Genomic DNA, 13,146 nt, shown 5'->3' with positions numbered 1-13,146 from the left:
GTTCGATGTGGAAGATGAAGACCGCCCAGGCCTTGTTCCTGGCCACCGCTTTGCTGAATCTAACGGCCTCTGCCCGTGGTGCGGAAGGCCAGCCCTTTCAATGGCCCAAGGGCGAGCGCGCAGCGGTCAGCCTGGCCTATGACGACGCGCTGAACAGCCAGCTCGATAACGCCATTCCGGCCTTGAATCGGGCCGGCCTGCGCGGCAGCTTTTACTTGACGCTGAGCAGCGACGTCGTCAGCCGCCGCATGAACGAGTGGCGCGCTGCGGCGGCCGCCGGCCATGAACTCGGCAATCACACGCTGTTTCACCAATGCTCGCGCGCCGGCCCCGACCGCGCTTGGGTCAGTGCCGACAACGATCTGGACAAGATCAGCGCCAGCCAGATCGCGGCGCAAATTCGCGTCGGCAACACCTTGCTGCGGGCAATTGACGGCCAAACCCAGCGCAGCTTCACCGCGCCCTGCACCGATCTCTTGGCCGGTGGGCAGAACTACCTGGATTTGATCAAGGGCGACTTTGTCGCGATCAAGGCCAAGGTGGGTGGCCTCGTGCCCGATATGGCCAAGCTCGACCCCTATGCGGTCGAGGTCTTCGTGCCCGTGGATGCCAGCGGTGCGCAGCTGATCGCCTTGGTCGAACAGGCGGCCGAGGCAGGAACGATGATCAACTTCACTTTTCACGGCATCGGCGGCGACCACCTCAGCGTGTCGATGCAGGCGCATGCCGAACTGCTCAGTTACTTGGCCGCACACCGGGAGCTGTATTGGACCGATACGTTCTTGAACATCATGAAGTATGTGAAGGGCTTGAGGGCAGCTTCAACTTCAAAGTGAACGGTCTGCTGCTGGCCCAGCAATGCTCAGCGCGCATGACAGTTCTGAACAGCAGGCCTCAAAGTTGAAAAGACGGCCCTGGATCGGCCACTCGTTCTTTGACCCCTTCATCCCCTCCATCCTGGCCAAAATCCAGTTGGCATCCACTTTCAGATGACTCCTGCGAGCAAGAATAGTGAGCCAGGATGGAGGGGATGAATGCGCTTCGGTGTTGGCGAAAATGAGTCGATGATCAGAGCTGCTCTTTGCCGTGCTGTGCCCGGTCAACCCAACAAACAAGCATCCGCGCCAAAGCGCAGCGCCGCCGCTGCGTCCACATCCAGACCAACCCGTTGGCCAGCCTGAATGCCGCTGTGGCCCGCGCCGACCTTGGCGCTGAGCAGATCCGGCAGGCCCTCGATGCGCAGATACAGAATCGAGCTGTCGCCCAGATGTTCGGCCAACTCGACCTGGGCCGGGATGCCTTGCTCGGCGGCGACCAGGCGTACATGCTCTGCCCGCATGCCCACGCGTTTGGCAGCCAGGTCATTGCTGTTTGCCAGCAATCTTGCCCATAGGCCTTGGTGCGCCGTGCTGGCCGCCCTTGCCATCGGCTGGTCAATGAAATTGATCCGTGGCGCGCCGATAAAGGCGGCGACGAACTCATTCGCCGGGCGCTCGTAAAGCTCCAGCGGCGCGCCGAGCTGCTCGATGCGCCCCTGGTTGAAGACCGCGATGCGGTCACCCATGGTCATTGCCTCGACCTGATCATGGGTGACGTAAATCATCGTCGTGCCGAGTTCCTTGTGCAGCCGGGACAGTTCGATACGCATATTGACGCGCAGCGCCGCGTCCAGATTGGACAAGGGCTCATCGAACAAAAAGACCTTGGGCTTGCGCACGATCGCGCGCCCGATCGCGACCCGCTGGCGCTGGCCGCCGGACAGCTCCTTGGGGTAGCGGCCGAGCAGATCGGTGATACGCAAGACCTCGGCGGTGCGTGCCACTTGGGCCGCGCGCTGGGCCTTGGACTCGCCCGCCATCTTCAGCGCGAAGCCCATATTCTCGGCCACCGTCATATGCGGGTACAGCGCATAACTCTGAAACACCATGGCGGCACCACGGTCGGCCGGGCGCACCTCATTGGCGCGCACGCCGGCGATCTGCAGCTCGCCGGCGCTGATCTCTTCCAGCCCGGCAATCATGCGCAAGGTGGTCGACTTGCCGCAGCCCGACGGCCCGACAAAGACCATGAACTCGCCGTCGCGCACCTCCAGATCGATGCCTTTGATGATTTCGATCTTGTCGTAGCTTTTGCGGATGCCGCGCAGTGAAACCTGTCCCATTTTCTCGTCCTCAGAACTGTTTTTTCGCTTGCAAGAAGTCGCGGTACCAGAGCGCGCTGTCTTTGAGTGTGCGCTGCTGGGTTTGGTAGTCGACATGGACGATGCCGAAGCGCTTCTCGTAGCCCGAGGCCCATTCGAAGTTGTCCATCAGGCTCCAGACCATATAGCCGCCCATATCGACACCCTGGCGCATCGCCTCCGCCACCGCTTCGATGTGACGCGCCAAATAGTCGAGGCGATCCTGGTCATGCACTTGACCGTTGACCATTTGGTCCTTGAAGGCGCCGCCGTTTTCGGTCACGAACAGCGGCGGCACTGGGTAGTCGCGCTTGAGGCGCAGGAGCAGCTCGGTCAGCCCCTCGGGGTAGACCTCCCAGCCCATGTCGGTGACAGGTAAACCGGTGCTGCCGGCCTTGTAACTCTTGTCGGCGCTGACGACCGAGTGCGAGTAATAGTTGACGCCAAGGAAGTCCATCGGTGCGGCAATCAACTGCATGTCGCCGGCTTCGATCTTGGGTGCATCGTCGCCCAGGTCGGCCAACACATCGCTCGGATAAGCGCCCTTGAAAAGTGGGTCCAGATACCAGCGCAGCAGGCGGCCGTCTTCCAAGCTGGCTTGCGCGCGGTCGGCGGCCGTGTCGGTAGCCGGGTGCATGGGCGCCAGATTCAAGACGATGCCCAGCTTGGCGCTAACGCCTTGCTCGCGCAGCGCCCGCAGCGCCAGGCCGTGACTGAGCAGCAGGTGGTGCGAGACCTGCGCGGCGGTCTTGCGGCTCTTGATGCCGGGGGCGAAGATACCGGCTTCATGGCCCAGCGTTGCGACCACCCAAGGCTCGTTATGCGTGGCGATCGACGCCAGGCGGTCGCCCAGGCGGGCGTTGATGCCGAGCGCGTAGTCGACAAAGCGCTGCGTGGTGTCGCGGTTCGCCCAGCCGCCGGTGGCTTGCAGCGCATCCGGCAAGTCCCAGTGATTGAGCGTCAGATGAGGCTGCAGGCCGCGCGCCAGCAGGCCGTCGACGATGCGCTCGTAGAAGTCCAGACCTTTGTCGTTCCAGGCGCCGCTGCCGGCGGGCTGCACGCGCGGCCAGGAGACCGAGAAGCGGTAGGCATTGACGCCCAAGGCGGCAATCATGTCCAGATCTTCGGCCCAGCGTTGGTAATGCTGGCAGGCGATGTCGCCGTTGCTGGCATCGGCGATCGCGCCGGGTTTTGCACAAAAGCTGTCCCAGATTGATAGGCCTTTGCCGTCGGCGGCGCTTGCGCCTTCGATCTGGAAAGCGCTGGTGGCCACGCCCCAGACAAAGTCGGGCGGGAAGACAGACGAGTTCTTGTTGCTCATGGGCAGAGGAGGCAGGAGAAAAGAGGGTTTCAAGCGCGTATGGCTACTTGACGGCGCCGACGGTCAGGCCGGAAATCAGCTGCCTGGAAGACATGACGAACAGAACGATCAGCGGCAGCGTGGCGATGGCCGAGCCGGTCATCAGCGCACCCCATTCGGTGTCGACCGGGCTTTGCAGGCTGCGCAGCGCCAGCGGCAGCGTGTACATATCCGGCGAGCGCATCACGATCAGTGGGCCGATGAAGTTATTCCAGGAGGCGATGAAGGTGATCAGGCCCAGCGTGCCGAGTGCTGGCTTGAGCAGCGGCAGGACGATGCGAAAGAAGATGCCGAACTCGCCGCAGCCGTCCATGCGCGCCGCTTCGACCAGATCGCGCGGGATCGAGGTCAAGGCGAACTGCCGCATCAGGAAGATGCCGAAGGCGCTGGCCGCGCCGGGGATGTAGAGCGCGCGCGGCTGATCGATCCAGCCCAGCATGTCCATGATCATGAAGGTCGGGATCATGTTCATAAAGGTCGGCAGCAGCATCGTGCCCATCACCAGGCCGAACAGCGCCTTCTTGTAGCGAAATTCGAACATCGCGAAGGCATAGCCGCCCATGGCGCAGAACAGCAGGGTCAGCAACGTTGAGGCCAGGCCGACATAGATGCTCCAGCCCAGATTGCGCCAGAACGGGATGCGCTTGGTCAGGATGGCCAGGTTGTTGAGAAAGTCATCGCCGAAGAACATTGGCGGCGGCATGCTGAAGATCTCGCCGCGCGAATGGGTGGCGAACACGAACATGAAATAGAACGGCGCCAGCATGATGAGCATGCCGAGGCCGACCAGACCGTAGGCGGCCCAGGGTGCGAGTTGGTGCTTGGAGCTTGTCTGCATATCAAAGGCCTTCTTCAAGCGCCGCGCTGGCGAAACGCGCGGTTGGTCAGCCAGGTCAGCAGGCCCACCAGCAGAAAGAGCAACCAGGACATCGCGCTGGCGGCACCAAAATCATTGAAGTCAAAAGCCATGCGGTAGAGGTAGATGGCCGTCGTCATGCCGGCCTGATCGGTGCCGCCACGGCCATTGGTGAGGATGAAGGGCTCCTCGAACAGCTGCAGGCCGCCGATCACGCTCAGCGTGACGCCGAAGAAGATCATCGGCTTCAGGCTGGGCAGGGTGATGTGCCAGAACTGCTGCAGCCGGCCAGCACCGTCCATGCGTGCGGCCTCCATGATGTCGGCGGGGATGGTCTGCAGCGCGGCCAGATAGAGCACCACATTGAAGCCGACATAGCGCCAGAACACGATCATCGCAATCGCGGGTTTGAGCGCATCCGGGTTGTTGAGCCAGTCGATGGCCGCAGCCGGCATTAGCCAGCCGATGCCGGGCAGCTCGCGCAAGGCCGCGATCACGCCATTGATCAGGCCGTAGTCGGTCGAGAACAGCGAGCTGAACAGAATCGCGATCGCCACCGTCGAGGTGATGTAAGGCATGAAGTAGGCGCCGACCACGCCGTTGCGAAGGCGCTTGAACGAGGCATGGATGAAGCAGGCCAGCGGGATCGCCACCAGATGCTGGGGCACGCCCGATGCCAAGGCCAGCCAGGTGGTGTTCTTCAGCGACTTCCAGAACCATTCGTCTTGCAGCGCGAAGGCGAAGTTGTCGAGGCCGACGAAGCTCATCGCCGTCAGGCCGCTGGTCGGCTCCCAGGTCTGAAACGCCAGATAGAGCGAGAAGCTCAGCGGGAACATGCCGAAGATCAGGAACAGCAGCACGAAAGGTGCCAAGAACACATAGGGCGCCCAGCGTGGCGGCAGGCGCAGGAAGGCAGGTAGCTTCATCGTTATGTTCCTAGCGCTTTCAACGTGTAGCGCGCTGCTTCAGCAGGCGTTCGGCATCGGCCAGCGCGGTGCGGATGTCTTTGCCGCGCTCCAGCACCTTGTCGAGTTCGGTGTCTATGACCTCCTCGGCAAAAGCGTCTTGCTTGTGCACATCCACCGCTTTGATACGGCGAGCAGCGTCGCGCCAGCCTATCCGCGCGGTCTGACCGCCCAGGAAAGCAATCGGCTGCTCGAAGAAGGGGTCGTCATGCGCTTCCAGCAAGGCCGGGAAGGCGTCTTGCGCTTTGAAGGCGCGCAGCTGTATCTCCCGGTTCAGGGTCAGGAACTGAATCAGGTCCCAAGCCAAGGCCTTGTTGGCCGGGTCGGCCTTGCGCGGCAATGCAAAGAAAGTGCCGCCGTAGGCCGCAAATGCGCCCTCGGGCAGTTGCGCGGCACGCCACAGGCCGGCGGTGTTGGGGGCCAACCATGTATTCAAGTGGCCGGCCAGCCAGGCGCCGGTCAATTGGGTGGCAATGCTGCCGCGCTTGAAGCCCTCGGTCCAGTCGGCCGACCAAGCCAATACTCTTGCGTCCAGCTTGTGCTGGCGCACTTCGCGGGCCAACTCGAAAGCCCGCACAAAACGCGGTGATGCGACCAACACACGCGACTGATTGTCAAAGTAGAGCCCTTCGCCGGGCTGTATGCCGGTGCGGATCAGGATGTTCTTGATATCGCGGGCATGGGCCAAGAGGAAGCCGCCGCTGCTGGCCTTGATCTTGATGCCGGCGGCGACATAGCTGTCCCAGCTTTGCGTGAGCTCAGCCTCGCTGACGCCGGCCTTGGCCAGCACATCTTTGCGGTAGAGCAAGGTGCCAGGGCCGATATCGGTCGGCACCGCCACCACCTCGCCGCGCCGGTTGCTCGCCTGCTGGTAGGCATAGGGCACGAAGCGGGGCTTGAACCTGGCGATGTCGTAGGGCGGGCGCGTCAAATCCTCCAGGCCGTAACCGGGCGAAAAGCGCCCCAGATAGCCGACCTCTAGCGCCATCACATCGGGCAAATAGACCGCCGTCGACAAAGCAGTGGTCATGGCGGTGTGGTGGTCGGCAAACTGGCGGCTGACCACCTTGACCTCGACATTGGGATGCAGGCTTTGCCAGGCCGGCAGCGCCGCTCTGACGATTTCGTCTACGGCCGGATAGGCGGCCACCACCAGCACTTGCTGTGCCGCAGCGCTAAGCGGCAGCGTGAGGCCGAGCAAGCCCAGCAGCATTGACAACGCTGTCAACTTTGACTGCAAAAGCTTGTCATCTAGCCAGGCGCGCCAACCGGCACGCTCGTTCGTATTCATGGCCTGCTTGTCTCCACCTTGAATCGGCCATCATGGGCGATTCGGTCTGTTATTTGGGGTCTTGAACGCTTTATGAAAGCGCTTTCATAATGTAGTGCCGCCCGCTTTGCCTGTCAACAAAGGGTAAATGCGGGGGCCGATCAGCGGGGTGTGTGAGGGCGGTCCGCGGTTCAGGGTCTGAGCAAGGCTCGGGTAGAGCCGCGTACCGTCAAGCGAGGCTCCGGCAGGCTGGCCTGCGGGGCCTCACCCGCCAAGAGCTGAAGCAGCGCCTTGGCCGCCAAACTGCCGAGTTCATAAGCCGGGTGATGGATGGTGCTCAGCGGCGGCACCGAGTGGGCGGCGCCGGCCACATCATCAAAGCCGACCAGAGAAATCTGGTCCGGCACATGCATTCCATGGCGATGCAGGGCCAAGGCTGCGCCAAAGGCCATTTGATCATTGGCGGCAAAGATGGCCGAGAAGGGATGGCGGCCGGCAATCAATTGCTCAACCGCTTGCAGACCGCTTTCTTCGCTATACATACCCGGCAGCACCAGGCCGGGCTGGAAGGCGATGCCGGCCTCGTCCAGCGCGGTGCGGTAGCCACGCAGGCGTTCCAAGGCATCGGGGTGGTTAGCCGGGCCGGCGATGAAGGCAATCTCGCGATGGCCCAGTTGCAGCAGATGCGCTGTCGCGAGCCGTGCGCCCTCGAAGTTATTGAAGTCCAGCGAGAACAAGCCGGGCGCGACCAGGCTGCGGCCGGTGACGACCACCGGCAAGGCCTTGGCCAGGGTCTTCAGCGACTCATCGCTGAGCCGGCCGGTCAGGATGATGATGCCGTCGACACGGCGTGAGCGCAGCACCTCGATGCAGCGCGCCTCTTCCTTGGCATTCCAATGGCCGCTGACAAACAGCGGGCTGTAGCCAATCTTGTTCAGCTCTTCTTCGATGCCGCGCAGCGCGATGCCGTAGAACGGGCTATCGATCGCTTGGGTGATAACGCCCACACTCAGCGTGCGACCGCCGGCCAGGCCGCGCGCCATCGGGTTGGGCACAAAGCCCAGCTCGGCAATAGCTTGGTCCACTGCGGCCCGCTTCTCGGCGCTGACCACGGCCGTGCCGTTCAGAATCCGCGATACCGTGCTGGGTGAAACGCCGCAGGCGGCAGCCACCATGCCCAGCGTGACCTTGGGGTCATGGGCGACCGCTGCGCTGCGCGTGGTCTTGCTGGTTTTCTTCTCGCTACTCTTCATGGCCTGCGGTCGGTGGTGGCCCCGCAGTTTAAGGGTTTAGCCAGTGCATGGCCGGGCAAAGGCAGGCCTTTGCTGTTTGGACGCAATTTGGGCGCGGCGTGGACTTTGGCAGAATGGCGACCCCTGTCCTGCCGGGCAATATTTCGACCGTATTTTTTCTAAGCGCCTCCCTTGCCCAGTTTGCCCCGCCTGCGCACGCAACTCGCTGCCCTGATTGTTCTCCCCGCCCTGCTCACCCAAACAAATCCGGTCCAAGCCTGGGGCGCCGACGGCCACCGCCTGATCGCCAGCGTCGCCGAGCAGAATCTGAATTCCCACGCACGCGCCGAAGTGGTGCGGCTGCTGGCGCTTGAGCCGGGCAGCACGCTGGCCTCGGTGTCGACCTGGGCGGACGAGCACCGCTCGCCGCAGACCGGGCCCTGGCATTACGTCAATTTCCCACGCGATGCCGATTGCCACTATGAGCCGCAACGCGACTGCGAAGCTGGCGCCTGTGTGGTGGCCGCCATTCAACGCCAGACAAATCTGCTGCGTTCCGCGGCCGACGATGAGGCCAGACTGAAAGCGCTGAAATACGTTGTCCATCTGGTGGCCGATGTGCATCAACCGCTGCATGCCGGCTTTGGCGATGACCGTGGTGGCAATAGCTATCAGCTGCAAGGCTTTGGCCGGGGCTCCAATCTGCACGCCTTGTGGGACTCGGGCCTGATCCTGAATCACCCTGGCGCTGCGGCCGCGCTGCAGGCGCAGATCAGCGCCGGCTTGCCAGTCGCCACGCCCAGTTCAGCAAGCGGCGCCGCGCAATGGGCCAGCGAGTCCTGCCGCATCGCCAGCGCGCCGGGCTTTTACCCCGATGGGCACAAGGTCGATCAAGCCTATGCCGATGCACATGATGATCAGTTGCTCGCGCAGCTGAGCGCTGCGGCCCAGCGCTTGGCCGAGGTCTTGAACGAGAGCCTAGGCAAAAAGACTGAAGTCCAGGCTGCGCTCTAGCAGCCACAGCAAGGCCAAGCCGCCTATCAGGGCCGAGCCCGGGCGTACCAACAGCCGGCCATAGAGCGGCTTGTCGCGCAACGCGATGGCCAGCGGCAAGATCAGTGCGACCAGCAGCATTTGCGCGAATTCGACGCCCAGATTGAAACCCAGCAGCGGCAGCGCCAGATTGCCACGCTGCAGGCCCAGGGCTTGCAACGGTCCGGCGAAGCCAAAGCCATGCACCAGACCGAACAGGGCCACCATCAGCCAGCGCGGGCCGCGCACAAAGGGACGCATATTGTCGATGGCGGCGACCAGCACGCTGGCCGCAATCAGCGATTCGACCCAGCGCGAGGGTGGCGCCAACACCCCCGCCGCAGCCAAGCCCAGCGTCAAGGAATGCGCCAAGGTAAAGGCGGTGACCAGCTTGAAGGCTTCGCGCCAGGCGGACCTCGAGCTTGAGCGGGCAACCCAGCCAGTACCTTCGCGGCGCCACACGGCCACCATCAGCAGGCTGACGAGGAACAAGATGTGATCCAGCCCGACGGAGATATGGTGCATGCCTTCGACGATGAAGCCGCCCAGGCTGCGCAGCTTTTCTTGCAGGCTGGTGTTGAGCTGAAAATTCTTGGGGCCAACGGCAGGCACCAGCACCGCACTTTGTTCATCCGAGGCCGACAAGACGCGGGCAATGCCGCGATGCTTGGCGTCACTGCCGGCGAACAGCCGATAGTCCAGCGCCAAGCTTTGCACCGGTGCCGCGCATTGCAGCGTCTGCTGCAAGACCGCGTAGGCGCCGTCGCTGTGATGGTCGAGCTGAGCTGGCAGTTTGCCCATCACGGTGCAAACCTGACCATCGGCGCTGAGTTTGACGCTATCGGCGACCAGCCGCTCCAGCTCCGGCCAGCGCGTGCGCAGTTCGCCCCAGCTCAGCTGCTTGTCGTCGTTGGCATCAAGGTCGAGGTCGCGGTCCAGGTCCTGCAAGGCGATGTCCAGGCGCTGCGTGATCGTGTTGCCGTCTACATAGAGCGTTAAGTAGGCGTCACTTGATTTATGGGCCTGCGCCGGGCCGGCCAGGGTCAAGGCCAATGAAATGGCAAAGGCCAGGGAGATGAAACGCATCATGGCTTGGCACTCCGAGTGGCGTGGGTCAGGCGCACATCGACCCAGCCCGCTTGGACGAGGCGTTTGATTTCGGGCTCGACCGCACCCGGCTGAGCGGCGGCCAGCGCTGCGCGCTGCAGCAGCAAGGCGTCGGCGGGTTCTTTCTGCTGTGCCCAGTTGCTCAACGCAAGCTGCAAGGCCGGCTGGGTTTGCCCCAGCACGTCGAGGGCCAGCCGCGCCTGTTCGCGTGCATGGTAGTTTTCGCCGCGCAGGCGGGCGGCTTCGAAGCGGGCCGTCAAAGCGGCGGCGACCGGCTTCAGCAAAGGACTGTCCAGCTGCTTCAGGGCAATCGCGCGGCGCAAGAGCAGCGCGTCGGATTCGGCGTCGTCGCCCTCGACCAAGCGCAGCGCGTCGGCCGGGCGGCCTTGCTCGAGCAGGTAGTCGGCATAAGCGCCACGGGTATAGATGTCACCGCCTGAACTGGCCGCCAGGGCTTCGCGGTAGCGTGAGCCGGCGCCGACGCTGTCTCCCATGCGCTGAGCCAATTCGGCCCTGAGCAAGGACAACCAGGCATCATCTGGCGACTGCTTGGCCAGGGCGGCCAGCTCGGCTGCCGCTTCTCTGGGCTCACCCGACAGACTGCGCAGCTCGGCCAGGCAGGCCCGCGCCGGCAGCGCCAAGGCAGGCCCGAGGCTGGCGAAGCGGGCGTCGGTCAAGCTCTCGCAAGCCTGCCGCGCCAAGGCCAACTGGCCGGTCACTTGCAAGACCGAGGCGCGGATCAAGCCGGCTTGCGCCTGCACTTGCAGCGGCAGGCGGCTGGGCTGGGCGACCAATCTGTCGAGGTCTTGCAAAGAAGTGGCGAAATCATGCTGGCTTTGCCGCACGCTGGCGCGCAGCAAACGCACTTGCGGCGGCGCTTGCTCCAGCCCCCACCAAGGGGCCAGCGCGGCTTCGGCCAAACCCAGCTCGCGTGGGTCGCCGTGGCTGCGGGCGCGACCAATGGCCGCTTGCGCGGTGGCCAGCGCCAAGCTCAGCTGCTGCGGGCGGCTGGCCAATGCCTTGCGCTGGGCGCGGGCCGTGGCATCGAGCCGATTCGGCAGCGCTTGCACGATGGTTTGATCATCGGTCGGGGTGTAGGGCGCAGCGCCGGCGGATTGCACCAGCAGCGCCGCCAACAGGCCGGCCATAAAAGCAGATTTCACGGGATGTCCTTGATGGGCCACCGATGCGCTGATGCACAAAGGCGGCCCCGGCTGGTGCTTGGCTTAGATGTCAGCCGGCTCGGTGGTGTCTGAGACTGGCGCCTCGGCGACCTTGTCCAAGCCCAGGGGCTCGGCGGTTTCGGTCGCTGTCAGGCCGGCGGCGTAGCTGCGATAGGCGTCGGCCGAGGCCCCGGCCGAGCTTGGGACTTCCGTCACTTCGACCGGCGGCTGAATCACCGGCGGCGGGGCTTCGTCGCCGCCATCGCTGCCGCAGGCCGTCAGGCCCAGGACAGCCAGCAGTACGCTGCACAGCAAGAGTTGCTTGTTCATGATGTCTGGCCTCGCTGTTTACTTGGTGCCTGGAACTGGCGTGTTGAGGTAGGGGAAGCCGCTCAGCAAGGGCACTGCAGCCTGATCGACGGCGTCATGCAGCTTGAAGGACGTGGCGCCCAGCGGCACAGCGGAAGGCTTGCAGGCGGCGCCGAAGCCGAGCTTGTCGGTATCGCCATTGGCCATGCACAGGCCGCCCATCACGGCCACCAGCGAGATGTCGACCACATCGTCCTTGGGGCGACGGCCGTTCGGGTAGCCGGCGTTGTCATTGCCACCGGCGAGGATGTTGCCGACGATGCCGAGACGGTTTTGCTGCGCAAACGCGACCGGCGGGATGGCGGTGTTGAGGCGCAGCATCTCGGAGCCGACCACATTCTTGGGCTGGTTGACGCCCTTGATGCCGGTCAGGAAGGTCGTGACCAGATCGGTGCGCGGGAAGTTGGTCGGTGCCGTGTTGGGCAGGGTCAGTGCGATTTCCAGCAAAGCCGGCAGGGTCGGGTTGGTCACATAATCTGCAAACTGAGCGTCGCCGCTCGGCTTGGACGCGTTGAACTTGTCCTTGTCCTTCAGGCCGATGACGACCTCATTGACCAAGGGCATGCCCAGACGCGAGACTTGCACCCAGGCGCCGCCGGCCTTTTCGCTGGCCTGATGGCCCGAACCGGGTTTGCCGTTGAGCAAACGGGCTTGGCGCATGCTGGCGGTGGTCCAGCCGCCGATCACGTCGTCGCCATTGGTCAGGCAGCTCTTGTGTACTTCCAGGCCCAGGGTGGTGACGTTTTTGTCGTCGATGGTGTTGGGTGCTGCGCCGATCAGGCTGGGGTCGGTGATGACGCCAACCGGTGCGTTGACCAAGTCAAAGATGGTGCCCAGATTGACCGCAAACGCGTCCTTGCGCTGACCGACGAAGAGCTTGGCCGGCATATTGCAGCCGGGAATATTGACCGTGTAGATGTGCTTGGCCGCGTAGGCCGCATAGTCGGCGATCGTTTTCTTGCCGATATTGTCAACCGGCTTGTCAAAAGTGGCGCTGCCGCCGCTTGCGTTGGTGACCGCCTGCGCTGTGCCGCTGCGGCGGTCGCCGCGCACCACGCTGACGCTATAGGTTTCGGCCAATTGCAGATTGCCGTCCTTGACGTTGCTGACGCCGCCGAACTGCACCAGCGGGATGTTCATCATCTTGCCGCCGACGTTGAGGGCCTGGCCGGCGCCGCTGTTCGACAGCGTGTTCTTGAAGCGGAATTGAAACGTCAGGTCTTCTTTGGCGTCGCCGTTGTTGTCGATATGGATTTCATACAGCGCGTTCTGGTCGAGGGCGAAGTAGTTCGGGCCGCCGTAGCCGTCTTGCAGCGGCAGGTAATTGGCCAGCAGCGTCACATAGTCGCTGCGATCGGCCTCGTAGCTGCGGAACATATAGAAGTCGGAGCCGTCGACCTTGGGCACGGTGGTGATGAAAGGTGCTTCGCGGTGGCTGGACGCGAAGGCGGGCGCGGCGGTCAAGCTGGCCAGCGCCAATGAGACTGCGAGGGCCAGGGTGTTGGCTTTGATGGGCGATGCTGAATGCAACATGTGAAGACTCCTTTGGGGCAATGTCGGGATGGGGCGGCACAGGGATTTGTGTCGTCGTGGCCTTGAATACGGCAGCGCCT

At 63.5% G+C, this 13,146-nt stretch carries 12 protein-coding genes; 2 read left to right on the top strand and 10 right to left on the bottom strand.

Annotated elements, in window-relative coordinates:
• Positions 1 to 5 precede the first annotated feature (5 nt).
• Positions 6 to 836, top strand: a complete 831-nt coding sequence (locus LNV09_RS00295) for a polysaccharide deacetylase family protein (protein WP_263555074.1) — start codon at positions 6 to 8, stop codon at positions 834 to 836.
• 263 nt (positions 837 to 1,099) lie between these two features.
• On the opposite strand, the gene LNV09_RS00290 is transcribed toward LNV09_RS00295, so the two are convergent.
• The 6 genes from LNV09_RS00290 to LNV09_RS00265 all read right to left on the bottom strand — a co-directional run bounded on the left by LNV09_RS00290 (position 1,100) and on the right by LNV09_RS00265 (position 7,883).
• Entirely contained in the window at positions 1,100 to 2,161 is a 1,062-nt protein-coding gene (locus LNV09_RS00290) for an ABC transporter ATP-binding protein (protein ID WP_263555073.1), read from the bottom strand.
• Positions 2,162 to 2,171: 10 nt separating this feature from the next.
• Positions 2,172 to 3,500, bottom strand: a complete 1,329-nt coding sequence (locus tag LNV09_RS00285) for a GH1 family beta-glucosidase (RefSeq protein ID WP_263555072.1) — start codon at positions 3,498 to 3,500, stop codon at positions 2,172 to 2,174.
• 43 nt (positions 3,501 to 3,543) lie between these two features.
• Positions 3,544 to 4,377: a carbohydrate ABC transporter permease gene (locus LNV09_RS00280; protein WP_263532899.1), complete on the bottom strand. Its 834-nt coding sequence runs from the start codon at positions 4,375 to 4,377 to the stop codon at positions 3,544 to 3,546.
• A 14-nt stretch (positions 4,378 to 4,391) separates the two neighbouring features.
• Positions 4,392 to 5,321, bottom strand: coding sequence for a carbohydrate ABC transporter permease (locus LNV09_RS00275; RefSeq protein ID WP_263555071.1), 930 nt, complete (start codon positions 5,319 to 5,321; stop codon positions 4,392 to 4,394).
• Between the two features lie 19 nt (positions 5,322 to 5,340).
• Entirely contained in the window at positions 5,341 to 6,651 is a 1,311-nt protein-coding gene (locus LNV09_RS00270) for an extracellular solute-binding protein (RefSeq protein WP_263555070.1), read from the bottom strand.
• 170 nt (positions 6,652 to 6,821) lie between these two features.
• Positions 6,822 to 7,883, bottom strand: coding sequence for a LacI family DNA-binding transcriptional regulator (locus LNV09_RS00265; RefSeq protein ID WP_263555069.1), 1,062 nt, complete (start codon positions 7,881 to 7,883; stop codon positions 6,822 to 6,824).
• 171 nt (positions 7,884 to 8,054) lie between these two features.
• Here LNV09_RS00265 and LNV09_RS00260 point away from each other — a divergent pair, with 171 nt between their 5' ends.
• The gene (locus tag LNV09_RS00260) at positions 8,055 to 8,876 is read left to right on the top strand and encodes a S1/P1 nuclease (protein ID WP_263555068.1); all 822 of its coding nucleotides are present in this window, start codon (positions 8,055 to 8,057) and stop codon (positions 8,874 to 8,876) included.
• Here the strand turns inward: LNV09_RS00260 and LNV09_RS00255 are convergent.
• The 4 genes from LNV09_RS00255 to LNV09_RS00240 form a co-directional block, all read right to left on the bottom strand.
• Positions 8,841 to 9,983: a HupE/UreJ family protein gene (locus LNV09_RS00255; RefSeq protein ID WP_263555067.1), complete on the bottom strand. Its 1,143-nt coding sequence runs from the start codon at positions 9,981 to 9,983 to the stop codon at positions 8,841 to 8,843. The genes LNV09_RS00260 and LNV09_RS00255 overlap by 36 nt on opposite strands.
• Positions 9,980 to 11,164 carry a hypothetical protein gene (locus LNV09_RS00250; RefSeq protein ID WP_263555066.1) on the bottom strand — a complete coding sequence of 395 codons (1,185 nt, stop codon included), beginning with the start codon at positions 11,162 to 11,164 and terminating at the stop codon, positions 9,980 to 9,982. Before LNV09_RS00250 ends, LNV09_RS00255 begins: the two co-directional genes overlap by 4 nt.
• Positions 11,165 to 11,227: 63 nt before the next feature.
• A complete protein-coding gene (locus LNV09_RS00245; RefSeq protein WP_263555065.1) occupies positions 11,228 to 11,494 on the bottom strand; it encodes a hypothetical protein in 267 nt (88 codons plus the stop codon).
• A gap of 18 nt (positions 11,495 to 11,512) precedes the next feature.
• Positions 11,513 to 13,066: a DUF4331 domain-containing protein gene (locus LNV09_RS00240; RefSeq protein ID WP_263555064.1), complete on the bottom strand. Its 1,554-nt coding sequence runs from the start codon at positions 13,064 to 13,066 to the stop codon at positions 11,513 to 11,515.
• Positions 13,067 to 13,146 lie beyond the last annotated feature (80 nt).

The sequence above is a fragment of the Paucibacter sp. B2R-40 genome, assembly GCF_025717555.1.
Lineage (GTDB): Bacteria > Pseudomonadota > Gammaproteobacteria > Burkholderiales > Burkholderiaceae_C > Paucibacter_A.
This window is presented reverse-complemented; position numbering and strand designations above follow the sequence as displayed.